The organism is Olsenella phocaeensis, from assembly GCF_900120385.1.
GTDB classification, from domain to species: Bacteria; Actinomycetota; Coriobacteriia; order Coriobacteriales; family Atopobiaceae; genus Olsenella_I; species Olsenella_I phocaeensis.
This window is the reverse complement of the sequence record NZ_LT635494.1, coordinates 119,324-141,620: the sequence shown is the minus strand read 5'-3', so window position 1 is coordinate 141,620 and position 22,297 is coordinate 119,324. Positions and strand designations below refer to the sequence as shown.

Annotated in this window: 18 protein-coding genes and 1 pseudogene; 2 read left to right on the top strand and 17 right to left on the bottom strand. The window is 68.8% G+C overall.

The window, feature by feature from the left end:
• Nucleotides 1-4 precede the first annotated feature (4 nt).
• The 14 genes and pseudogenes from alaS to BQ7388_RS00535 all read right to left on the bottom strand — a co-directional run bounded on the left by alaS (nt 5) and on the right by BQ7388_RS00535 (nt 15,506).
• The gene (gene alaS, locus BQ7388_RS00600) at nt 5-2,656 is read right to left on the bottom strand and encodes an alanine--tRNA ligase (protein WP_072499523.1); all 2,652 of its coding nucleotides are present in this window, start codon (nt 2,654-2,656) and stop codon (nt 5-7) included.
• A gap of 97 nt (nt 2,657-2,753) precedes the next feature.
• Nucleotides 2,754-4,109: an AI-2E family transporter gene (locus tag BQ7388_RS00595; protein ID WP_009279063.1), complete on the bottom strand. Its 1,356-nt coding sequence runs from the start codon at nt 4,107-4,109 to the stop codon at nt 2,754-2,756.
• Between the two features lie 17 nt (nt 4,110-4,126).
• The gene (locus tag BQ7388_RS00590; RefSeq protein WP_009279062.1) at nt 4,127-4,963 is read right to left on the bottom strand and encodes a SigB/SigF/SigG family RNA polymerase sigma factor; all 837 of its coding nucleotides are present in this window, start codon (nt 4,961-4,963) and stop codon (nt 4,127-4,129) included.
• Nucleotides 4,956-5,339: an ATP-binding protein gene (locus BQ7388_RS00585; RefSeq protein ID WP_009279061.1), complete on the bottom strand. Its 384-nt coding sequence runs from the start codon at nt 5,337-5,339 to the stop codon at nt 4,956-4,958. Before BQ7388_RS00585 ends, BQ7388_RS00590 begins: the two co-directional genes overlap by 8 nt.
• A gap of 78 nt (nt 5,340-5,417) precedes the next feature.
• Nucleotides 5,418-6,032 (bottom strand): DUF948 domain-containing protein, encoded by a 615-nt coding sequence (locus BQ7388_RS00580; protein WP_072499522.1) that lies wholly within the window; start codon nt 6,030-6,032, stop codon nt 5,418-5,420.
• 319 nt (nt 6,033-6,351) lie between these two features.
• On the bottom strand, nt 6,352-7,188 hold the full coding sequence (locus BQ7388_RS00575; RefSeq protein WP_009279062.1) for a SigB/SigF/SigG family RNA polymerase sigma factor: 837 nt from the start codon (nt 7,186-7,188) through the stop codon (nt 6,352-6,354).
• On the bottom strand, nt 7,181-7,564 hold the full coding sequence (locus BQ7388_RS00570; protein WP_009279061.1) for an ATP-binding protein: 384 nt from the start codon (nt 7,562-7,564) through the stop codon (nt 7,181-7,183). Before BQ7388_RS00570 ends, BQ7388_RS00575 begins: the two co-directional genes overlap by 8 nt.
• 543 nt (nt 7,565-8,107) lie before the next feature.
• Nucleotides 8,108-9,091 (bottom strand): annotated as a pseudogene (locus BQ7388_RS00565) (replication-associated recombination protein A); the annotation flags it as partial.
• Between the two features lie 8 nt (nt 9,092-9,099).
• Nucleotides 9,100-10,335, bottom strand: a complete 1,236-nt coding sequence (locus BQ7388_RS00560; protein ID WP_072499521.1) for a deoxyguanosinetriphosphate triphosphohydrolase family protein — start codon at nt 10,333-10,335, stop codon at nt 9,100-9,102.
• A gap of 115 nt (nt 10,336-10,450) precedes the next feature.
• Nucleotides 10,451-12,445: a GNAT family N-acetyltransferase gene (locus BQ7388_RS00555; protein ID WP_234946723.1), complete on the bottom strand. Its 1,995-nt coding sequence runs from the start codon at nt 12,443-12,445 to the stop codon at nt 10,451-10,453.
• Between the two features lie 108 nt (nt 12,446-12,553).
• A complete protein-coding gene (locus tag BQ7388_RS00550) occupies nt 12,554-13,129 on the bottom strand; it encodes a DNA-deoxyinosine glycosylase (protein ID WP_083558147.1) in 576 nt (191 codons plus the stop codon).
• Between the two features lies 1 nt (nt 13,130).
• Nucleotides 13,131-13,931 carry a metallophosphoesterase family protein gene (locus BQ7388_RS00545; protein WP_072499520.1) on the bottom strand — a complete coding sequence of 267 codons (801 nt, stop codon included), beginning with the start codon at nt 13,929-13,931 and terminating at the stop codon, nt 13,131-13,133.
• A 69-nt stretch (nt 13,932-14,000) separates the two neighbouring features.
• A complete protein-coding gene (locus BQ7388_RS00540) occupies nt 14,001-14,513 on the bottom strand; it encodes a very short patch repair endonuclease (protein ID WP_009279054.1) in 513 nt (170 codons plus the stop codon).
• A 21-nt stretch (nt 14,514-14,534) separates the two neighbouring features.
• Nucleotides 14,535-15,506 carry a hypothetical protein gene (locus BQ7388_RS00535; RefSeq protein ID WP_072499519.1) on the bottom strand — a complete coding sequence of 324 codons (972 nt, stop codon included), beginning with the start codon at nt 15,504-15,506 and terminating at the stop codon, nt 14,535-14,537.
• A gap of 209 nt (nt 15,507-15,715) precedes the next feature.
• Here BQ7388_RS00535 and BQ7388_RS00530 point away from each other — a divergent pair, with 209 nt between their 5' ends.
• On the top strand, nt 15,716-16,936 hold the full coding sequence (locus tag BQ7388_RS00530; protein WP_009279052.1) for an MFS transporter: 1,221 nt from the start codon (nt 15,716-15,718) through the stop codon (nt 16,934-16,936).
• 291 nt (nt 16,937-17,227) lie between these two features.
• Here the strand turns inward: BQ7388_RS00530 and BQ7388_RS00525 are convergent, their stop codons facing one another.
• The 3 genes from BQ7388_RS00525 to BQ7388_RS00515 all read right to left on the bottom strand — a co-directional run bounded on the left by BQ7388_RS00525 (nt 17,228) and on the right by BQ7388_RS00515 (nt 20,194).
• Complete coding sequence (locus tag BQ7388_RS00525) at nt 17,228-18,355, bottom strand: DUF5011/hyalin repeat domain-containing protein (RefSeq protein WP_072499518.1); 1,128 nt, start codon at nt 18,353-18,355, stop codon at nt 17,228-17,230.
• 126 nt (nt 18,356-18,481) lie between these two features.
• Nucleotides 18,482-19,321, bottom strand: a complete 840-nt coding sequence (locus BQ7388_RS00520) for a DNA/RNA non-specific endonuclease (RefSeq protein WP_234946721.1) — start codon at nt 19,319-19,321, stop codon at nt 18,482-18,484.
• A 15-nt stretch (nt 19,322-19,336) separates the two neighbouring features.
• Entirely contained in the window at nt 19,337-20,194 is an 858-nt protein-coding gene (locus BQ7388_RS00515) for an HAD family hydrolase (protein WP_072499516.1), read from the bottom strand.
• A gap of 80 nt (nt 20,195-20,274) precedes the next feature.
• On the opposite strand from BQ7388_RS00515, the gene BQ7388_RS00510 reads away from it, so the two are divergent.
• The coding region (locus BQ7388_RS00510; RefSeq protein WP_072499515.1) for a DUF2201 family putative metallopeptidase at nt 20,275-22,297 on the top strand (2,023 nt) is incomplete at its 3' end.

Below are 22,297 nucleotides of genomic sequence, written 5' to 3'. Positions count from 1 at the left end.
GCCGCTAGGCGCCCAGCATCTCTCGGACGGCCCTCAGCGCCGCGTCGATTCCGGAGGCGTCGGTGCCGCCTGCCTGGGCCATGTTGGGCCTTCCGCCACCGCGGCCACCCACCAGCTGCGAGGCCTCCTTGACCAATGCACCGGCGGAGAAGCCCAGGGCGACGGCGTCGTCGGTCGCTGCCGCGAGCAGGGCGACCTTGCCGTCTGGCGTGGCGGAGGCGATGACGCAGGCGGCCTTCTGCCCGCCCATGCCGTCGCGGATGGTGTCCCAGGCGCTGCGGAGCTCCTTGCCCGAGAGGCCCTCGACGCGGGCGATAGCGCAGCGGTAGCCGCCCAGGTCGACCGCGGAGGAGATAGCCTGCGCCAGCTGGTCGCTGGAGGCACCCACCTTGGCCGCGTCCAGGCTCTTGCGCGCCTCGCGGAGCTCCGCCTCCAGGGCCTCGACGCGCGCCTTGAGGTCGGACGGGCGGCACTTGAGCGACGCCGCGACGTCTTCCAGGAGCTGCAGGCGCTCGTCCACGTACTCTATGGCGCCGGCGGAGGTCACGGCCTCGAGCCTGCGGGCGTTGGACCCCACGGAGCTCTCGCTCACGATCTTGAAGAGGCCGAGCTCCGCGGTGTTGCGGGCATGGGTGCCGCCGCAGAGCTCGCGGGAGAAGGGCGTCTCGGACTCGCCGCACGAGACCACGCGCACGACGTCGCCGTACTTCTCGCCGAAGAGGGCGACTGCACCGGACGCCTTGGCCTCCTCGATGCCCATGATCCTGGTCACGATGGGCTCGGCTGCGAAAATCTGCGCGTTGACCAGCCCCTCGACGCGCTCGACCTCGTCCTTGGTCATGGCCTCGAAGTGCGTGAAGTCGAAGCGCAGGCGGTCGGGGGCGACGAGGGAACCCGCCTGGCTCACGTGCTCGCCCAGGACCTGCTTGAGCGCGGCGTCCAGGAGGTGGGTCGCGGTGTGGTTGCGTCGGATGAGCTCGCGGCGGCCGTGGTCGACCACGGCACGGAGCTCGCGGCCCTGGGCCACCTCACCCGCGACGACCTCCGCCACATGCCCCACAAGACCACCCTCGTGGTGGCGTGTGTCAGTGACCTGCAGGCTCAGGCCCTTTGCCAGGAGCCTGCCGGTGTCGCCCACCTGGCCGCCCATCTCGGCGTAGAAGGGAGTGCGGTCGAGGACGACCTCGACCCTCTGCCCCAGGGTGGCGGAGGGGACCTCCTCGCCGTCGCGGACGAGGGCCAGCACCCGGGCGCCCTCGAGCTCGTCGCTGTCGTAGCCCACGAACTCGGTCTGGGCGATGCGGTCGGAGATGGAGACCCACACGTTGTTGGCCTTGCCCCAGGCGTCGCGGTTGGCCGTGGCGCGGGCGCGCTCGCGCTGGGCCTCCATGGCGCTGTCGAAGGCGCCCATGTCGATGCCATGGCCGGAGTTGGCGCAGATCTCGCGCGTGAGGTCGATGGGGAAGCCATAGGTGTCATGCAGCTTGAAGGCCACGGCGCCCGAGAGGTCCTCCCCCTCGCCCAGGGACTCGAGCTCGGCCTTGAGCATGGTCTCGCCGGCGTCCAGGGTTGCGCCGAAGCGCTCCTCCTCGGCGTTCACGATGCCGTCGATGAGGGCGCCGTTCTCCACCAGCTGCGGGTACACGTCCGCCATGAGGCTCGTGACCTCGTGGACGTAGCTGGAGAGGAAGCGTCCCTGGATGCCCAGGAGGCGTCCGTGGTAGACGGCGCGGCGCAGCAGGCGGCGCAGGACGTAGCCACGCCCCTCGTTGGAGGGCAGGATGCCGTCGCCGATCATGAACGAGACGGCGCGGCTGTGGTCGGCGACGATGCGCAGGCTCTTGTCCACCGCGTCGGACGCATGATAGGTCACGCCGGCGAGCCGCTCGCCCACGCCGATGAGGGTGCGCAGGACGTCGCCCTCGTAGTTGGAGCCCTCGTGCTGCATGATCGCCGCAATGCGCTCCAGGCCCATGCCGGTGTCGATGTTGCGATGGGGCAGCTCAGGCATCGAGCCGTCCTCCTGGCGGTCGTACTGGGTGAAGACGAGGTTCCAGAACTCGAGGTAGCGGTCGCCGTCGTCGCCGGGCGCCTCTCCCTCGAAGTCGGGGCCCTGGTCGAAGTAGATCTCGGAGCAGGGACCGCAGGGACCGGTGGGGCCGGCGGCCCAGAAGTTGTCCTCCTCGCCCAGACGCGAGATGTGGTCATAGGCGACGCCCTGGGCGTGCCAGAGCTCGATCGCCTCGTCGTCGTCCTCGAAGACGGTCATGTAGAGGCGGTCCGCGGGAAGGCCGAGGTGCTCGGGGCTGGTGATGAACTCCCAGGCCCAGGCGATGGCATCGGCCTTGGTGTAGCCGCCGAACGAGAAGTTGCCCAGCATCTCGAAGAACGAGAGGTGGCGGGAGTCGCCGATGTTGTCGATGTCGTTCGTGCGCAGGCACTTCTGGCAGGAGGTGGCACCTATCTCCCTCATGGTCTTGGTGCCCTGGTAGTACTCCTTGAACTGGTTCATGCCGGCGTTGGCGAGGAGGAGCGAGGGGTCCTCGGGGACGAGCGAGGAGGACGGATAGAGCTTGCAGCCCTTCTCCTCGAAGAAGCGCAGGAAGTCGCTGCGAATCTGCGCGGTGGTCATGGTCTTGTAGTCAGAGCTGCTCATGCTTCTCCTTGTGGTTTTACTCGCGGCGGTGGCGCCGAGCCAACCCATATATCATACGTGGCGCGCCCTTCGAGCGCGGCTGGGAATTGCCACTCAGCTACTTCTCTTCATCGTCTGCGCCAGACCTGCCGCGCATGGCATGCCGCGCGACGTTTTGCACCCGCGCCCCCAGGCCGACCCCGGCCGCGTCCGGCCGGGGCTCGGGCCGCACCGCATGCAGGCCCTCGGGGCTCACCAGCCGCGTGCTCTCGAAGAAGCGGTCGTCGTCCAGGGCGTCGAAGGAGGGCTCGATGCGCCCCTCCTCGTCGCGGAAGGGGGTGCTCCTGAACAGCGCCCCGTCGTACGAGACGAGCTGCCGTCCGCTCTTCGACTCGAAGAAGTAGACGAAGACGCTGCGGGCCGCGGCGGTGAGCGGTATCGCCAGCGCCATGCCCAGGACCCCGCCCAAGGCGTTGCCGATCACGATGCCCAGAAGCGAGAGCGCCGGATGCACCTTGACCGACGACTGCATGACCAGGGGAGAAACCACGTTGTCCGTCAGGTTCTGCACCACCACCGACACGAGCAGGGCCTCGAGGGCGAGCACGGGGCTCACCGAGAGCGCGAGCAGCACGGCGAGGGCGGAGGCGATCCAAGGCCCCACCACGGGCACGAAGTGGAACACGCCCATCGCGATGGCCATGAGCCCCGCGTAGGGGTGTCCCATGAGCGCGTAGCCCACGAAGGCGAGGAGCCCGCCCACGAGCGAGGTGATGGTGACGCCCCTCATGTAGCCGCCCACGGACCGGCTCATCACGGCGAGGAGCACCGAGAGGTCCCTGCCGTGCGCGGGGCCGGCGATGACCATGAGCTCGCGCGCAATCCTTGGGTAGTCCTTCGCGAACCAGTAGCCCAGGACGAGGCCGAGGAAGAGGGTGAAGAGCCCTCCCACGGCAGAGACGGCGTTGCGCACGATGCCGCTGGAGAGCCGCTCCACCAGCTCGGAGGAGGTGTTGAGGCCCAGGTTGGATATGGCGGTCACGAACTGGTCGAGGCTCTGCTGGACCTCTACGGTCTTGTCGCTGCCAAAGGACTCCCAGAACCCGCCCATGGTCGCGCGCAGCTGCGAGACGTACACGGGCGTCCTCTGCAGGACCTCGAGCAGCTGGCTCATGAAGGGCGGTCCCAGCAGGACGAAGACGAGGGACGCGACGAGGAGCACGAGCAGGAGGGAGGCGAGCGCGGCGAGCGCGCGGCCCACTCCTCTCCCCTCGAGCCAGTTGGTGATGGGGCTGCAGACGAAGCCGACGACCACCCCCACGATGAGGAGCTCCACCGCGGGCCACACGATCACGAGCGCGCGGCTGGCCAGCCAGACGGCGAGCAGGCAGCCCACGGTCGCCCAAGCCCGCAGGGCGACCCTGCGGGCCCTTTCGTCGCTGGCGCCACGGTCGTGGGCGTCGGTCTGGGGCATGAGGGCTCCCTTCCGGCCTAGCGCATGAGCCCCTCGGGGTCGATCTTCTCCTGGACCTTCTTGAGCGTGCGCCTCAGGAGGCGCGACACCTGCACCTGGGAGATGCCGAGCTTCTTCGCTATCTCGACCTGGGTGAGGCCGTCGATGAAGCGCATGCGTATGATCTCCTGCTCGCGCGGAGAGAAGTCGCGGATGGTGTCCTCGATGACCATGCGGTCGTCAGAGGAGGCGAGCTCCTCGTCCTCGCTGGCGTAGTGGTCCAGGACCGAGGGGCTGTCGTCGTCCCCACCCGAGCTCGGCGCCTCGAGCGAGACCGAGCTGTAGGCGCTGGAGGACTCCATCGCCTCGAGCACCTCGTCCACCGTGGAGTCGAGCTCGCGGGCTATCTCCTCCACCGAGGGGCTGCGCTGCAGCTCCTTCGTGAGCTCGTCGGTCACCTGGTTGACCTTGGCCGAGAGCTCCTGCAGGCGACGGGGCACGCGCACCGACCAGCCCTTGTCGCGGAAGTGGCGCTTGATCTCTCCCGTGATGGTGGGCGTGGCGAAGGTCGTGAACTCGAGGCCGCGCTCGGGGTCGAAGCGGTCGATGGCCTTGATGAGGCCGATGGAGCCCACCTGGATGAGGTCGTCCAGCGGCTCGCCGCGGTTCTTGAACTTGGACGCGAGGAAGCGGACCAGGTTCAGGTGGCTCTCGATGAGCTGCTCGCGGGCCTCCTCGTCGCCCTCCTCCTTGTAGCGGCGGAAGAGCTCGCGCGTGCGCCCCTTGTCCCAGGCGAGCTTGCCGTGGGTGAGGCGCGCGGAGCTCCTACGACGGCGGCGCTCGGCCGAGGCGGACGTTGCGTCGAGGCTAGGCATGGGCAACGACCGTGCCCTTCGCGAGGTGCAGGACGCCCTCCTCGGTGATGTCGAACTCGTCGCAGATGGCCGAGAGGAGCAGGCCCACCATCTCGAGGCCATCCTCCCCTGCGCCCCCCTCCGACTCGTCGGGCTCGCCCTCGCCCAGCACGAAGTCCATGCGCACGGCACGCTCGCCCAGGCGGAAGCTGATGTCGCAGGACTCGGGACGGGTCGCGCAGCAGTAGACGAAGCCCTCCTCGGCGGCCATGCGGACGTCCTCCACGTCGTCCACGCTCATGTCGCAGGCGACGGCGAGGCTCGCCGCGGTCATGCGCACGGCGCGCGCGTACTTCGCCTCGGCGGGAACGCTCAGGCGAACCATGTTCTCGGTCATTTCTCTCCTTGTCAGGGGCGCTGTCAGGCGACGCCCGCGTGGTGTGTGATCGATCCTCGGCTGGGAAGGAGGCCGATGCTACTCCTCGGCGTCGCCCTCGTTCGTGGTGGCGTCGCCGCCCTCGCCCGCCGCCCCCTGTGCCTTGGGGCTGCCATCCTTGGGGTCGTCACCCTTGGGGCCGCCGTAGGTCACGTACCCCGTGGGCTCCTTGGCGCGATGCGGCGTGGCAGTCGGTCCATCCGCAAGCGAGGCGTCGTCAGCGGGGGCGAGCTTGGCCGAGCCGCGCTCGCCAGGCACGTGGGCGAGGCGTGAGACGATTCCGTTCACCGAGTTCGCCGCGTTGTTGGCGACCTTGGTCACGGCGTCGGTCACGCCGACGGCGGTGCCGGACACGGTGGAGACGTCGCCCAGGATGCCGTTCACGCGCTCGAGGCTGACGTTTGCCTGCGTCACGGCGACGTCGAGCTTCGCCGCGATGGGGTCGGCCTGCTTCAGCGCGGGCTGCAGCTCGTCCATGACCCCGTCCAGCTTCGAGATGATGGGCTGCACCTGCTCGATCGTCTCGTTCGCAGACCTCGTCACCTCCTCGACGGAGGAGCGGGCCTTCCTGAGGGTGAACGCCAGCTCGACGACCGCCCATATCGCCGCGGCCACGAGTGCCAGGATCAAGATGCCAAGAGGTGTGAGGTCCATGACCTGCCCTTCCCTAGTGCGTGGGCCGCAACGCACGGCGCGGCCACGTGGTCGGATCCAATTCTAGCCGTTCGTGCCGTCCTGGCCAGGACGGCCGTCCTGCGCGTCAAGATGGTCCCTTCCCGCAGCCTCCACGCGCCAGGCCTCCCAGCCCCTCGGCCCCGGATGGTAGAAGTCGCCCCGCGAGAGCCCGTCGGGNGCCAGACGGCGAGCAGGCAGCCCACGGTCGCCCAAGCCCGCAGGGCGACCCTGCGGGCCCTTTCGTCGCTGGCGCCACGGTCGTGGGCGTCGGTCTGGGGCATGAGGGCTCCCTTCCGGCCTAGCGCATGAGCCCCTCGGGGTCGATCTTCTCCTGGACCTTCTTGAGCGTGCGCCTCAGGAGGCGCGACACCTGCACCTGGGAGATGCCGAGCTTCTTCGCTATCTCGACCTGGGTGAGGCCGTCGATGAAGCGCATGCGTATGATCTCCTGCTCGCGCGGAGAGAAGTCGCGGATGGTGTCCTCGATGACCATGCGGTCGTCAGAGGAGGCGAGCTCCTCGTCCTCGCTGGCGTAGTGGTCCAGGACCGAGGGGCTGTCGTCGTCCCCACCCGAGCTCGGCGCCTCGAGCGAGACCGAGCTGTAGGCGCTGGAGGACTCCATCGCCTCGAGCACCTCGTCCACCGTGGAGTCGAGCTCGCGGGCTATCTCCTCCACCGAGGGGCTGCGCTGCAGCTCCTTCGTGAGCTCGTCGGTCACCTGGTTGACCTTGGCCGAGAGCTCCTGCAGGCGACGGGGCACGCGCACCGACCAGCCCTTGTCGCGGAAGTGGCGCTTGATCTCTCCCGTGATGGTGGGCGTGGCGAAGGTCGTGAACTCGAGGCCGCGCTCGGGGTCGAAGCGGTCGATGGCCTTGATGAGGCCGATGGAGCCCACCTGGATGAGGTCGTCCAGCGGCTCGCCGCGGTTCTTGAACTTGGACGCGAGGAAGCGGACCAGGTTCAGGTGGCTCTCGATGAGCTGCTCGCGGGCCTCCTCGTCGCCCTCCTCCTTGTAGCGGCGGAAGAGCTCGCGCGTGCGCCCCTTGTCCCAGGCGAGCTTGCCGTGGGTGAGGCGCGCGGAGCTCCTACGACGGCGGCGCTCGGCCGAGGCGGACGTTGCGTCGAGGCTAGGCATGGGCAACGACCGTGCCCTTCGCGAGGTGCAGGACGCCCTCCTCGGTGATGTCGAACTCGTCGCAGATGGCCGAGAGGAGCAGGCCCACCATCTCGAGGCCATCCTCCCCTGCGCCCCCCTCCGACTCGTCGGGCTCGCCCTCGCCCAGCACGAAGTCCATGCGCACGGCACGCTCGCCCAGGCGGAAGCTGATGTCGCAGGACTCGGGACGGGTCGCGCAGCAGTAGACGAAGCCCTCCTCGGCGGCCATGCGGACGTCCTCCACGTCGTCCACGCTCATGTCGCAGGCGACGGCGAGGCTCGCCGCGGTCATGCGCACGGCGCGCGCGTACTTCGCCTCGGCGGGAACGCTCAGGCGAACCATGTTCTCGGTCATTTCTCTCCTTGTCAGGGGCGCTGTCAGGCGACGCCCGCGTGGTGTGTGATCGATCCTCGGCTGGGAAGGAGGCCGATGCTACTCCTCGGCGTCGCCCTCGTTCGTGGTGGCGTCGCCGCCCTCGCCCGCCGCCCCCTGTGCCTTGGGGCTGCCATCCTTGGGGTCGTCACCCTTGGGGCCGCCGTAGGTCACGTACCCCGTGGGCTCCTTGGCGCGATGCGGCGTGGCAGTCGGTCCATCCGCAAGCGAGGCGTCGTCAGCGGGGGCGAGCTTGGCCGAGCCGCGCTCGCCAGGCACGTGGGCGAGGCGTGAGACGATTCCGTTCACCGAGTTCGCCGCGTTGTTGGCGACCTTGGTCACGGCGTCGGTCACGCCGACGGCGGTGCCGGACACGGTGGAGACGTCGCCCAGGATGCCGTTCACGCGCTCGAGGCTGACGTTTGCCTGCGTCACGGCGACGTCGAGCTTCGCCGCGATGGGGTCGGCCTGCTTCAGCGCGGGCTGCAGCTCGTCCATGACCCCGTCCAGCTTCGAGATGATGNCCCTGAAGGCGGCCTCGGCCACGAGGAGGGCCTGGGGGTCGGCGTTGCCTATGTCCTCGGAGGCGAGGATGAAGATGCGGCGCGCGATGAACTTGGGGTCCTCGCCCGCGTCGATCATGCGGGCGAGCCAGTAGAGGGCCGCGTCGGGGTCGCTCCCGCGCATCGACTTGATGAAGGCGGAGATGACGTCGTAGTGCATGTCGCCGGACTTGTCGTAGCTGAGGCCGCGGCGGGGGTTCGCCTCGCGCACGTGCTCGGAGGTGATGGCAAGGGGGTGGGAGGGGTCGGCCTCGGCGGGGTCTCCGGTGGGAAGGGCCATCTGGCTCGCGAGCTCGAGCGAGGTGAGGGCGGCGCGGCCATCTCCCCCGGCCAGGGTCACGATGTCGCGCAGCGCCTCGTCCTCGAGGGCGAAGGCGCCGGCCAGGCCCTGGGGGTCCGCCACCGCCCGCAGGACCAGCGTGCGCAGCGACTCGTCGTCGAGGGGCTGGAGCTCGACCACCCGCGAGCGGCTGATGAGCGCTGAGTTGACCTCGAAGTAGGGGTTCTCGGTCGTGGCACCCACGAGGACGACCACGCGGTCCTCCACGGCGTGCAGCAGCGCGTCCTGCTGCGAGCGGTTGAAGCGGTGGATCTCGTCCACGAAGAGGATGGTGCGCCTTCCCTGGACGAGTAGGCGGCTCTCCGCCGCGTCAACCTCGCGACGGAGGTCCTTCACCGTGCCCGTCACGGCCGAGACCTCGACGAACTCGGCATGGGTGCCATTGGCGATGATCCGCGCGAGCGTGGTCTTGCCCGTGCCGGCGGGCCCGTAGAGGAGGACGGACGAGAGCGTGTCGTGCTCTATGGCCCGCCTCAGCCACGACCCCTCCCCCACGGCCTGCTCCTGGCCCACGAACTCGTCGAGGGTCTGGGGCCGCATTCGCACGGCGAGAGGGGCGTTGGCCTTGCGCTTGTAGCGCTCGACGCTTGAGAAGAGGGTGTCCATGTGGCCCTCTACGCCCGCACGCCGTCGAAGTAGCGCCGCCTGGGGAAGAGCGACCTAGCCTCGGGGAAGGCCTCCTGGCAGATCGCCACGAAGTAGTCGTCGGTCATGGCGCTGATGAAGTCGCAGACGGTCTGGTCGGGGTCCGTCTCCCAGTCGTACTCGCGCCCGTAGTGGCCCAGGTGCCGCTGGAGCGGGAGCACGTGGTGCTGGAACACGGCGCTGCCCTCGTCACCCTCGGCCAGGGCATCCAGCTCGTGCTCGTAGAGGCGGTGGAAGTACTCCCCCACCTCGCGCGAGAAGTCGCCGTTGACCTCCGCCGAGCGGTAGATCTTCTGGTAGTTCTCGCGCTTCGCGCGCCTGAGCTCGGCGAACCCCTCCACGCTCAGGGCGATGCGGTCCTTGCCCAGGCTGTTCTCGACCACGTCGGCCACGAAGGCCGAGAGCGCCCACGCGTTGTAGGCGCCTCCCAGGCCGTCGTCGAAGCTGTCCTCGTCGCAGATGCCGGCGCGGATGGCGTCCTGCCGGTCCTTGCCCACGTAGGCGATGATGTCCGACACGCGGACGACGCAGCCCTCGAGGGTCATGGGGCGCAGGCGCCCGATGGCATCCTCGCCCGTCTCCCAGCAGCCCGCCACCACGCGGTCGAAGGTGTCGAAGTTGGTGAGCCCGCTGGTCTCGAGCCGCTGCTGCTCGAACTCGCCGTTGTGGCAGATCACGCCGTCGAGGGTCTGGAGCGAGAGGTTGCGCCCGTAGAGGCGGTCGAGCACGCGCACGCTCTGCACGTTGTGGAAGAACCAGCGCCCCGTGCGCTCGTGGAAGACGTCGTTGAGGCACTTCTCGCCCACATGGCCGAAGGGCGTGTGCCCCAGGTCGTGGCCCAGGGCTATGGCCTCGATGAGGTCCAGGTTGAGCCCCAGGGCGCGGCCGATGTCCCGCGCGACCCTGCCCACGAGCTGCTCGTGGAGGCCGCGGCGGCAGAGGTCGTCGTTGGGCCTGAACGAGAAGACCTGGGTCTTTCCGTTGAGCCTGTTGTAGGCGGGGATGTGGAGGATCTTCTCCGTGTCGCGCACGAAGGCGGGGCGCAGGGCGCTGTCCTGGTCGCGCTCGTCGTCGCGGCGGATCGCCGCGAGGTCCGAGGTCGCGTAGTGCGAGAGCGTGCCCGACGCGCGCTGCTCGCGCACGCGCGCGGCCGCCTCGTCGGAAAGGCGCCCCGTGAGCAGCGGCGCCAGCCTGTTGGTCTGCATGGTCCCTCCCGGCATGGCCTCGACCGTCAGGGACGCGAGCCTCCGCGCTGCACCTGGGCGACGTCAGCCATGTGATAGCTGTCTTCTGACGCCCAGTATAGGAGCAGCCTGGGACCTAGTGCCTGGGGCCGTCCCCCGCACATGCCGGTGGCTCGTCCGTCTGCGCGGTATCTCCACCTTGCGCGGGCTCCTCGCCCGCACCGTGGGCCCAGCCGTCGCCGGCCCCCTCAGGCGCGACCACCTCCCCCGCCTCGGGAGCGCGCGAGACGTAGCAGCTCTCGTTGGCAGCCTGGACCTTGAGACCAAGGCGTCGCTGCAGCCTGAGGGAGTCCCTGTTCTCCGGCCACACCTCGCACCAGGGCCTGAGGCCACGCGCCAGCTGGTCCTCGATCTTGGCGCGCTCGAGCGCCTCTCCCCAGCCCCTGCCCCTGTGCTCGGGGAAGACCTCCAGCATGCCCATGGAGCCACCGGGGTGCTCGCCCACGAACCCCACCAGCTCGCCGCCCTCGAAGCCCCCCAGCAGGAGTCCCTGCTTGAGCAGCCCCTCGAGCTCCCCTTGGCGCAGGTACTCCGGGTGGGAGTAGCGCTCCCTCACGACACTCGCGAAGGAGGCGTCAAGGGGACGGACCTCGCGCGGACGAGAGGGACGGTGCCCCTTCGCCGCTGGCTTGGGCCGCCCCTGACACACGCAGATGCTCACGGGGCTCACGGACTCGAGCCCCAGGGTGAGGCACACGTCGCGAACGAGCGCCGGCTCGAGGCAGTACACGAGCTCGACGTCGTCCAGCATGAGCAGGACGTCGTGCGCGAGCTCCCGGTCGCGGCCCCAGATGGTGACCTGGCCGGGCACCAGCGAGAGGGCCACGCAGCCCTCCTCCGCGAACAGCACCTCTCCGATGCCCCTCCTCAGCTCCTCCTGCAGGGGGAAGCAGCGCCGCGGCGCGCCCTCGAGCAGGGTTTGCGCCCGCGTGCGGCGCTCCTCCACGTCGCCTCGCCGCATCATCATGCGAACCCAGAGCCTGCGTGCGAGCTGGCGCGAGCCCTCTGCGTTGGGATGCTCGAAGCCGTCCGCCATGAGCGAGGCCCTGTGGTCCAGCAGCCGCCCCCCGTCCAGGAGGGTCATCTGGTCGTGCGGGGCGCAGTGGGCCGCCAGGAAGAGGGGCACGCTCCGCCAGCAGCTCATGGAGTGGGAGGGGTAGGCCTCCTCGTCGTGCCAGAGGGGCGACATGACCCAGATGGGGACCCTGGGCCAGAGGCGCGAGAGCTCGAGCAGGTAGCCCCTGACGTCGCGCGTCACCAGGCGCTCGCGGCAGGGCTCGTAGCGATAGTTTGCCCCCAGCTCCACGACGATGCAGGCGGGGTCGACCGCCTGGGCGAGCCCCAGGAGCGTCCCCGGCTGGAACACCTGCCCACCTATGCCCTGGTTCACGAGGTCCAGGTCCAGGCGGGACGCCAGGAGGGCGGGCCAGGCCTGGAAGGGGTCGTCCGAGACGAACCCCTGGGCGATTGAGTCCCCCAGGACGAGGAGCTCCCGACGGGCGGAGACCCCCCTCACGAAGCTCCCGTTGCCCACGACGTCGCGAAGCCGGCATCCGCGCAGGCAGGGAAGCCAGATGCGCACGTGGTGCGTGTCTCCCATGCCGGGGAGCTGCATGACGCCATCGGCCGGGGCGGCGTCGGGGTCGTCGAGCGAGAAGACCACGCAGTCGTCGTCGCCGGAGGGCTGTCGCAGGCCCAGGTGCCTGCCGTCCACCTCGCAGGAAACGCCGTCGTGAGGGAACGCCTCCCCCTCAGGGTCCACGTAGTCGAGCACCGCACGGGTGCCCCGGGGCTCGTCGTCGAGCAGGAGTTCGAGGGCGACCTCTGACGAGTCCGTCGTGAACTCGAGCGTCACGCCGGCGGTCGTGCGGGCCATCTGGCGGTACAGGCCGGGGTGCCAGGCCTGGCAGCTCCCCAGGGCGCGCATCTGGATGGGCGAGAAGCGCCAGGGCCGCACCCAGCCCTCTCCCTCGTCGCTCGTCCTCAGGGCGCCATGCAGGAGCTCGCGCGCCCTCGCCGAGGCAAGCGTCCGCTGCGATCCGGGCGTCATGTCCATGTCACGAAGCCTCATCGACGTCTCTCTCGTTTGAGCTGCGGTCATCGCCGTTGGGCACTGACATTCTCTCAGAGCGTGCCGACGTCAGGCAAGGTTGGCGCAAAAAAGCCAGGAGCGGGGCCGCTACCCGCCCACCGCGTCCCGGGACAGGCAGGGCGGGTCGCTCCCCTCCGCGGCCTCGCGCACCACGGCGTAGGCCCGGACCAGGTCGTCGAGGCGCCACCGGGCGTTGGCGGGGCTCGTCGAGGGCAGCGCCACGCAGGGCACGCCCAGGACGGGCTCGACGTGACGGCGGTAGAGCCGCGCCGCAGTCGAGCCCGTGCAGAACACGCGGCAGATGGGGGATGCCCTGAGGATGGGCCCGAGGTCGTTGGGGACGGGATTCGCGATGGACGAGTCTGATGCCCCCGCGATGTCGCAGCTCGCCAGCACGTCATGCAGGGCAAGACGATGGCGGCGCAGGAGGTCCCGGCGACCCTCGACGCTGTTGGGAGGCTCCTCATCCCAGAGGGCGGAGAGCACGCGCCAGAAGCGGTTCTGGGGGTTCCCGTAGTGGTAGCCCCTCTCGCGCGAGAGCGGGCTGGGGAGGCTCCCCAGGACGAGCACCCTGGAGTCCGCGTCGAAGACGGCGGGAAGCGGGGACTCGACGTGCCTCAGCGGCCGGGTCGCGCCCCTCCCGGCGTCACGGCCGGAGGGCACGCTACTCTCCCTCGCGGACGGGCTCGTAGAACTCCATGCCATCATCCAGACGCAGCATGCAGACCTTCCCGAAGCCCGCGCCGCCCGCGGCGCCGCAGTCGATGTCCCAGCGGTCCGAGACGCCGCCCGTGGCCTCGCAGGCCCCGACCCTGACCATCTGGCAGAGCCCGTCATCCGCCCTCGAGGGCCGCTCGGGCAGGTCCGCCATGCCGTCCAGGTACGCCGTCGGCGTGTGGCCCGCGATCACGATGGGACCGCGCCCCGCCTCGTCGAGGAGGTTCGTGGGCCGCCCCCAGAAGTCCTCGCGGATCCAGAGAAGGTCGTCCACGAGCTGCCGGTCCAGGAGGTCGAGCAGCGCCTGGGCGTCCCAGGACTCGCGGGGAGAGAGCCCGTCGGCGCGGATGCCCGCGTGCACCAGGATGTAGGGCCTCTCGCCCACCTGGGTGATGGCGCAGACGGGAAGCTGCTCCACCCAGCCGAGGAGCTCGGTGCGCGACGCCTCGTCGAGCCCGTCGAGGCCCGCCTGGGTGCTCGCCGCGCCGTTGGTCTGCCAGTTGTACTGGCGGATGGGGTCGTCGGGCTGCTCGAGGCACGAGAGGAGGAGGTCCTCGTGGTTGCCCATGAGGACGGTGCAGCCGGGGAGGTCGCGACAGCAGCGCATGACCCCCACGGGATCGGGCCCGCGGTCGATCATGTCGCCTAGCATGAAGAGGCTGTCACCCTCGCCGGGGGTGATGCGCTCCAGCAGGCGGTCGAGGGGGGCAAGGTGCCCATGCACGTCCGAGAACACGTAGGTTGACACGAGCGTCCCTCCTCAGGTGGCAGTGCGTCGCCCCTCTGGCTACGGCGCTGCCTGGCAATGTCTCACAGTCTAGCGGTAGTGCCCCGACGCGTGCCTGCCCGACCTTATGGTCCTGAGCCTCCAGCCCGGCAGGGACCCGGCCTCCACGATGCGCCCCGCGTGCGTTCCGGCACCGCCCGCCCGCTCGACCTGCGTCACCACATCGCGCATCGTGGGCTCGAAGCGCTCGCCCTTGAGGTGGCACTCCCAGACCACGACCACCGTCCAGCCGTCCTCCATGAGCAGGACCTGGTCACGCTCGTCACGAGCCCTGTTGCGGTTGAACTTCGCCTCCCAGAACTCGACGTTGGACTTGGGCATGCGCAGGTCGCAGTGGGGGCAGCGATGCCAGAAGCAGCCGTTCACGAAGATCGCCACCTTGCGGCCGGGATAGCAGATGTCGGGCCTCCCGGCCGCCTTCTTCCAGTGCAGGCGATAGCCGGGGTAGCCCGCGGCGCGCAGGGCCTCCCTCACCCTGAGCTCGGGCTTGGTGTCCTCGCTCTTGTTGGCCTGCATCACATGGCGCGTGGCAAGGCTGGTCATGCTGCGGGAGCGCCGCCTTCCCTACTCGCCGGCATCAGGGTCGTCCGGGTCAACCGGCATGCCCGAAAAGTTGAGGTCGCGGGAGAGGCGCAGGCTCGCCGCGTAGTCGAACGAGGGCGAGAAGAACGTCGTGACGTTGTCGAAGACCTCCTCCAGGGCGTCCTCGTATATGTCCCAGAAGCTGTCGGTGCTCGAGACGCCCTCCACGAAGGGATGGCTCCAGACATGGTGGTCGTGATTGTCGAAGGCCGAGGTCCTCTCGGCCCGCACGCGATGCGCCATGGCGCCATAGAGCGAGTAGCGCTTGTGGCCGACGAGGCGCTCCAATGGCGCAAGGACGCGGGCCTTGCCCTGGCGGGGGGTGTAGAAGAGGCGCTGCATGAGCCTGAATGCCTTGACGGCGCGCGTGTAGCAGTCGAGGTCCAGGGTGCGGCTGTAGGTCCAGAGGCCCATGTAGAAGTACAGCTTGTCGATGATGGCGAGGGTCTGGTCGCTGGCGTGCAGCACCTCCTCGTAGGGCCTGTAGTCCGCGACCGTCTTGCCCGTCTTGGTATAGAGCACCATCTCGTCCAGGTCGCGCTCGATCTCTGCGTGCACCTCTCCCCCGTCGGAGCGGTCGAGCCCGTCCACGCCGGCGTCGCAGATGGCGTACTCGTTAAAGAACACGAGGGGGTGCACGGCCCGGTCGAGCGTGTAGTGGCAGAGAAAGCCAGCGGCGTAGGCCTCACCCACGGGGCGCTCCTCGCGCGTGAGCATCGAGAGCGCGTCATGGAGCGAGAGCAGGAGCTTGGCAGGGCGGGCGTGGTGCATGAGGCCACCCACGCGGTTGCCCTTGGAGACGCGGGGGTCGGCCACCAGGTAGAAGAGGGGGTCCGGGCCCTGGTTGCCCAGGAAGAAGGCATCGTGCTCCTCGACGGAGAGCAGGCCCAGGCGGGAGGAGACGTCGGCGTAGGCGTCCCTGCCAAAGAAGTCGTGGGTGAGAATCGCGGGCACGGTGGCTCCTTCCTTCCGTCGTCCCACCCATGGTGCGGTTTATCACCTTGCGATGCAAGGGGCACTTGGCCCCGTGCCCCCCGGGTGCCCCGGCCCCGCCGCAGAGCCCTGGTGAGGGGCCGTTGGGCCTGAGCGGCGGGGATCGCGTACGAGGGCGCACATACAATATGCAAGAAATGCGCGATGGGCCCTGCTGGGAGGGAGCAGAGATGGCACGCACCAGGTTCACGAAGGCCGAGAAGAGCTGGATCATGTACGACGTTGGCAACTCAGCCCTCGTGCTGCTCGCGACGAGCGTCATCCCCATCTACTTCAAGTCGCTGGCCGATGGGCCCGCGCTCGTGGCCTGGAGCTACGGGGAGACCGTCGCCTCCCTGGTCATAGCCCTGCTCATGCCCATCCTCGGCTCCATAGCCGACATGCAGGGCATGAAGAAGAAGTTCGTCCTGGGCACGGTGCTCACGGGCGTCGTCGCCACCGTGGGAATGGGGTTCCCCACCAACGCGATGGCCTTCCTGGTCGTGTACGTCATCTCGTCGGTGATGCTCAACTCGTCGATCGTGTTCTACGACGCGCTCCTGGTCGATGCGACCACCGACGAGCACATGGACGAGGTTTCGAGCCAGGGCTACGCCTGGGGATACATCGGCAGCTGCGTGCCCTTCGTGGTCTGCCTCGCCGTCGTGCTCCTGCGCGAGCGGCTGGGCCTGGCGCTGCAGACCTCCATGCAGATCTCGTTCGCCGTCACCGCGGCCTGGTGGCTCGCCTTCACGATCCCGATGCTGCGCGACGTGGAGCAGACCCACTACAAGCCGCTCGAGAGCCACGCCCTCTCCAAGGCAGTGCGGGGCATCGGCTCGACCCTGCGCTGCATCGGCGGAGACGAGGCCCTGCGCACCTACATGCTGGCGTACTTCTTCTACATCGACGGCGTGCACACCATCATCAAGCTCTCCACGAGCTATGGGTCCGACCTCGGGATCGACGGCACCCAGCTCGTGCTCGCCCTGCTGGTGACGCAGTTCGTGGCCTTCCCCTCGGCCATCGCCTACGGCAAGCTGGGCAGCCGGGTGGGCACCCGCAAGATGATCCTGGTGGGCATCGCGGGCTACACCTTCATCACGCTCTTTGCCGCCTTCTTCCTCCGCAGCGCCGCCGAATTCTGGTTCCTCGCCATCATGGTGGGGCTCTTCCAGGGCGGGCTTCAGGCGCTCTCGCGCTCCGAGTTCGGAAAGCTCTGCCCCAAGGACCACGCCAACGAGTACTTCGGCTTCTTCGACATCTTCGGCAAGTACGCTGCCATCCTGGGAACCTTCATCGTGGGCACCATGACGGCGGTCACGGGAAGCGGGTCTCTGGGCGTGCTGTCCATCGTCGTGCTCTTCGTCATCGGCTTCGTCCTGATGACCCGCGTGCCCGAGCGCAGGTAGCGCCGGCGACGGCCGAACCCGCGGGCCACGGCCGGTGGCTCGCGGACTATGGGCCGCGAGCCACCGGCCAATTCCGGCTGCCCTGGGGCGCCCGCTTCGAGCGCCTCGCACGGATTGCCAGCGAAGCGCGCATTCTATTTTTAGAATGCGCGCTTCGTCTCAAAATGCCAGGTCGGCATATGGGGGTGCGCATTCTAAAAATAGAATGCGCACGTGACAGCTCCCCGCAAGGGAAGAGGGCAGGTCATTCTCAGACGCAGCCATGTGCCGACGACCAGGCGGGAGATTCCGCTAGGGGTTGCAGTGGCCGCAGGGGCTATACCCCTGAGCGATGAGCTCCTCGCGCGTCGACTCCACGATTTTCTTGTTCTTGTCCTTCATTCGGCTAATGTCGCGGCACCCCTCGCGATGAAACTTGTGGGTATGGGTGTTGAGCACGTATGTCTGGGTCTGGGGCTCTGACGCGGAAACTACCGAAGTCGGTTCCTGGGCTGATGAGACCTCCTGTTGGGCCGTGGAGGCATCGGGGGACTTCTCCTCTGGCTTGGAGGACACCTCGACTCTGAAGGACTTCTTGGCGCTGTTTCCGCTTGCATCACAAGCTCTGACCACGAGCTCGTAGCTGCCCGGAACGTTGGTGTCAACCGACCCGTCGATGAGGTACCAGCCCACTTCGTAGAAGTTCTTCCCATCCTGGCTTCCCTTGGGGACTGGCTCCTCCTCCACGCGTGGCAGAGCCCCATCCACCGGATCTGCCGTGACACTCACGTTGGAGGCCACGTCGAGGCCATCCCCCTGCACAATCCCCAGCACGTCCTGTGCGAGAGTGATGTTGGGAGCGCGGGTGTCACGCACCTCGAAGGCGACGTTCTGCTCCTTCGTCTTGTCGCCCAGGTGGATGACATAGCTCAGCTCCTGTCGCCCGAGCCTCCTAAGGTCGATACCGCCAGAGGCGGAGACCTCCGCGCCCTCGTCGGAGCATCTCATGAGAGTCAGGGGATCAACGGGAAGGTCGGAGTACTCGAGCACCCCAGTCGTAGGGGTGAGATTCACCGCATCTAGCCTTGCCTGCATTTCGTCCGTCCGCTCCTCCGTCGAGGGAGCCTCCCCGCTGTTTTGGACAGTGCTCGCCCCTGCGGAGTAGCAGGCCGTAAGGAAGAGGGCGAGGGCTGCCGGTAGCCAGTAGCGTCCCGCCCTACGTGCCCAGGCGGGCGCGTCGAAGTCTCCTCGATGAAGGTGAGGCAGCCGGTTCGATAGCTGCTTCACCGGAGCAAGGAAGAACGCCGCCAAAACGAAGAGCAGCGAGGCAAGACTGGGAAGGAAGCAAAATGAGAAGAGGAGACAGGCTCCCGTACAAGCCCAGCGAAAGACGCTCCCCGCAAAGCCGAACGCCCGGCCCTTCCAAAGCCTGCGCAGCATGAGCTCCCCCTTGCAAGGAAGTGAACCTGGAATGTGTGATCGTGAGTCCAGGGATAGGTTTCCGGATGCCTTCCAGGACAAGATATGCACGGACGGCAGAAGGGAGCGGCAAGCGGGGTACGCCAGCTAGGAGACGCTGGCAAACTCGCCCGTGTGGTAGTCGATCCGGTAGCCCTTCGCGGCGTTGTACACCTCGAGACGCTCGTCGATCTGCCCGTCAGACGAGAGGACGTCCACCATGACCGAGCGGCAGATGGGCTCGTCCCCCTCGTAGAGGGGCGTTGCCACGTACTGGACGCTCACGTCGGGATACACCTCCAGCCAGCTGCGGATGGCCGACTCGAACATGTCCATTCCGCCCTGCCCGTCGTTGGCGCCGACGTTCTGCATCCTCGTCCCGCAGACCAGATTCTGCAGCTCGTCGCTCCCGCCCAGGGACTTGGCGAGCAGGTGGCTGCGGTTCCAGAACCAGCCGTGGTAGATGCGCCCGTCAGGGAGCTCGATGGATACCTCCTCGTTGTGGGAGGGCCACCCGGATGGGTCTGGGAGGGAGCGCGAACGCGCCCTGGCACGACCCTCGTCCATCATCTGACGCGTGATGCACGCGCGCACGCGACCCGTCCTCCCCAGCGCGTCCAGTCCTTCGTAGACGACCTTCCCCGGCTCGAGCGGCTCTGCGACCTCGGCCGTGCCGACCAGGCGAACGTAGTTGGGGCTCTCCTGCTCCGACCAGCTGGTGTAGACGAGAGCGCCCGGCTCCGTCGCCGCGGCATCGACGGAAGTCCCCGGATCGCCGTCCTCCGAGGGGGACGTCTGGGACCTCGCGGCCATGGGTTGCGCCCCGGGCACCCCATAGGGGGCGGTGGCCAGGACGCCCAGGGCGACGGCAAGGCCGCAGGCGACAAGGAAGTTGCGCCATGCCCTCCTGCCTGCCCTGTTTGGAGAGGGGACTTTTGCAAACGCCACGGGAGGGCGAGCCACCTAGTCCCTCGAGACCTCGTCGGGAATGGCCAGGTCTCCTCCGCTCCGCGCGATGGCCTCCATGACCCGTGCCGGAGCGTCGTCGAGGTCGCGGGCGATGTGGAAGCTCGCCGTTCGCTTCGCCTCGTCGCTGCCGTTCTCCACGCAGACCGAGCTGGGAAGGCGACGCATGAGGGCGAGGTCGTTCTCGGAGTCCCCGAAGAACGCCACCTCGTCCGTCGCGAGCCCAAGGGCCTCGAGGAGGAGGTCAAGTGCCGTGCCCTTGTTCCAGCCGCGGGGCATGACGTCCAGGAAGCCGGGGGCGGGAGAGACGAAGTCGAGCTCCGGCGCCGCGACGGCAAGCTCCTGGCGGACCTCTGCAAACCTCGTGGTGGAGCCGCTGCAGAGGAAGCCCACCGTGAGGATGGGGCAGTCGGGCAGCTCGGGGGCAAGGGTGACGTCCACGCGCCCGCCCTCGCTGGTGCGCATCCCCGCCGCCTCCTCGGCGCTCGCCCCCAGGAGCAGGCGCTCCGCGCTCCCGTCGGAACGGGCCGGCCCATGGGTCACCAGGCCGCAGTCACGCTGGCTCGCGGCGTAGTCGACGACCTTCTGGAGCGCATGGCGGTCGAGCTCCCGCCTGTACACCACCTCGCCACCCGCCAAGACGTACTTGCCATTGGCGAGGATGCCGTTCTCTATGGTGACGCTTCCCTTGCCGAAGAAGCCCATCACGTCCTCGAGCTCGCGCCCGCTTGCCGGGCCGAAGCCGATTCCCGCCCGTCGCAGCGCCTCGATTGCCGCAAGCGTCCGCGCGGAGACCTCCTGATGCCCAAAGGGCAGCAAGGTGCCGTCCATGTCGCAAAGAACGAGTCGTATCATGCGAATTCTCCCAGCGTCGGCCAACCGCGCGGACGCGGGGCGAGTCTCGTGTGAGATAGTAAGCCAAAAAAGGGAGGGACATGGCCCAGGCGAGCGCGGAACGCAACGCACGAGACATGCTCGAGCAGGCGCGCGAGCTCATCCGGAGCGGTCACTCCTCCCGTGCGGCGACGGCATGCCGTGCCCTCGCCGACGTGCGGCGCGAGCTCTCCGCCCAAGAGGCGGTGGACCTCCTGGAGCGCGCCTGCTGCATGGCGGACGCCTCCGTGGTGGAGGCAGTTTGGCAGGCCTTCTCGGGAGACTTCGCCTACAGCGGCTGGGCGCTCGCGCTGGCCCTGCGCTGCGCCCGCGAGGACGTGGCTCGCCTGCTCCTCTCCCGGGGCGTGGACCTCCTGGGAGGCGTCCGGCACCCGCGCGCGATTCGCTCCCTCCTCCCCCACGAGGGGGTGTTCACCCGCTTCGACCTCGTGCGAGAGAGTCCTACCCTCTTCGTGAACAACATGGACCCCACGGTCTCGACCGAGGTCTTCGAGCCCTTCACGGGCAGGGAGCAGCTCGCCGGGCCGCCCTATGCGCCAGAGGTCGACCTCGCCGCCAGCTGCGGGCTCGTCGCACGCCTGGCCGAGGAGGGGCTCTTTGACGCCACGGTGTTCGACGACCTGCTGCGCGCCAGCGCCGTCAAGGCCTGGAAGGCCCTGCGCCATGCCGACCGGCGCGACGAGGATGTGGCCGGAACCTGCCTGGGGCTTGCGCGAAGGCTCCTCGAGCTCCATCGCGAGCGCGGCATGGGGGACTCCAACATCGAGCACGTCCTGGGAAACCTCATAGTCCCCCGGGCGGACCCGGCCATCGTCGCCTTCGTCTGCAAAACGGAACCCCAGGTCTTCCTGGGAAGGCTGGTCGCCCTCGGGTGGCTCCGCGAGGACGGCGAGCTGCTGCGCTCGATGGTGCCCCTGCTCAGCGCGGGCAGCGAGGAGCAGAACCGTGCCGTCCTGGTCTGCTGCGCCAGGAACTCGTTCCTGGACGAGCTCGGGCTGCTCGAATCCTGGCCGCGCACCATGACCGAGCGAAACCTCCGGGAGGCCATCCGGGCGGCAAGCGAGGCGGGCCGCGCCGAGGCCGTAGCCTGGCGGCTGGCACGGCTCAAGGGGGTGGGCGACGCGGCGGCCCTGCGGCCCGCGGCCGCCAGGCAAGCCCTTGGGGACGACGTGGGACCAAACCCCTCGCGAAGGGTCAAGGGCCTTGCGTCGTTCCAGCCCAGCCACATCGTCTCGACTCCTTCCGGGCCTCTCCCTGACGCAGGGGAAGACGATGGGGCCCAAGGCGAGAGGGACGCCCTCGCGCTGGAGGTGGTCTCGCTCGCCCGAGACGCCCTCCTCGCCCAGAACCCCTTCCTCGCCTCCAGCATGGGCCTGCTCGAGCTGGCGCCCCGGGAGCTGGGGGGCACGTCCCTCTCGACCGATGGCGGGACGCTCTGGTACGACCCCACCCGCATCCTCGACGAGTTCCGCGCCACGCACGAGCCCCCCGTCCACGAGATCGCCCACCTCTTCGTGCACTGCCTGCTCCTGCATCCCTTCGTAGACGCCAGCGTGGACGCAAGGTCATGGGACCTCGCCGCCGACATCGTGGCCGAGGGCCTCTCCACCGAGCTGGTGGGCCCGCGCGAGGGAGAGCGCGGGAAGAAGATCGCCGCGGTGATGGAACAGCTCCGCGACGCCTTCGAAGGGCGCGTCACGACCGAGAGGCTCTATGGGCGCCTGCGCAGGGGCTGCTGGGACAACATGCGCGAGGTCTGGGAGGAGCTCTTCCGCGTGGACGACCACGCGCCCTGGCACCCCCGTGCGGCAGACCAGCCCACCGACGAGGGCGACGGGGCGGACGCGCAGGACGGCCCCTCCGACGGCCAGGCGGATTCCCAACGCCGCAGGAGCTCGCAGGGCCAGGACCAGGGCTCCGCAGGCTCGGACGGGCACGGAAGCGGGGGCGACTACCGCGACGACATCTGGGACGAGGACGAGGGGGACGTCAAGGGAGAGGGGCCCTCCGAGGCCGAGGGTCCTGCCCACGGCTCCCCGCGCCCCCAGCAGGCACCGGCCCGCG

Excerpts from the sequence above, each read along its gene's own strand:
- alaS (WP_072499523.1), bottom strand. The coding sequence starts at position 2,656 with ATGAGCAGCTCTGACTACAAGACCATGACCACCGCGCAGATTCGCAGC.
- BQ7388_RS00595 (WP_009279063.1), bottom strand. The coding sequence starts at position 4,109 with ATGCCCCAGACCGACGCCCACGACCGTGGCGCCAGCGACGAAAGGGCC.
- BQ7388_RS00590 (WP_009279062.1), bottom strand. The coding sequence starts at position 4,963 with ATGCCTAGCCTCGACGCAACGTCCGCCTCGGCCGAGCGCCGCCGTCGT.
- BQ7388_RS00585 (WP_009279061.1), bottom strand. The coding sequence starts at position 5,339 with ATGACCGAGAACATGGTTCGCCTGAGCGTTCCCGCCGAGGCGAAGTAC.
- BQ7388_RS00580 (WP_072499522.1), bottom strand. The coding sequence starts at position 6,032 with ATGGACCTCACACCTCTTGGCATCTTGATCCTGGCACTCGTGGCCGCG.
- BQ7388_RS00575 (WP_009279062.1), bottom strand. The coding sequence starts at position 7,188 with ATGCCTAGCCTCGACGCAACGTCCGCCTCGGCCGAGCGCCGCCGTCGT.
- BQ7388_RS00570 (WP_009279061.1), bottom strand. The coding sequence starts at position 7,564 with ATGACCGAGAACATGGTTCGCCTGAGCGTTCCCGCCGAGGCGAAGTAC.
- BQ7388_RS00560 (WP_072499521.1), bottom strand. The coding sequence starts at position 10,335 with ATGCAGACCAACAGGCTGGCGCCGCTGCTCACGGGGCGCCTTTCCGAC.
- BQ7388_RS00555 (WP_234946723.1), bottom strand. The coding sequence starts at position 12,445 with ATGAGGCTTCGTGACATGGACATGACGCCCGGATCGCAGCGGACGCTT.
- BQ7388_RS00540 (WP_009279054.1), bottom strand. The coding sequence starts at position 14,513 with ATGACCAGCCTTGCCACGCGCCATGTGATGCAGGCCAACAAGAGCGAG.
- BQ7388_RS00530 (WP_009279052.1), top strand. The coding sequence starts at position 15,716 with ATGGCACGCACCAGGTTCACGAAGGCCGAGAAGAGCTGGATCATGTAC.
- BQ7388_RS00525 (WP_072499518.1), bottom strand. The coding sequence starts at position 18,355 with ATGCTGCGCAGGCTTTGGAAGGGCCGGGCGTTCGGCTTTGCGGGGAGC.
- BQ7388_RS00515 (WP_072499516.1), bottom strand. The coding sequence starts at position 20,194 with ATGATACGACTCGTTCTTTGCGACATGGACGGCACCTTGCTGCCCTTT.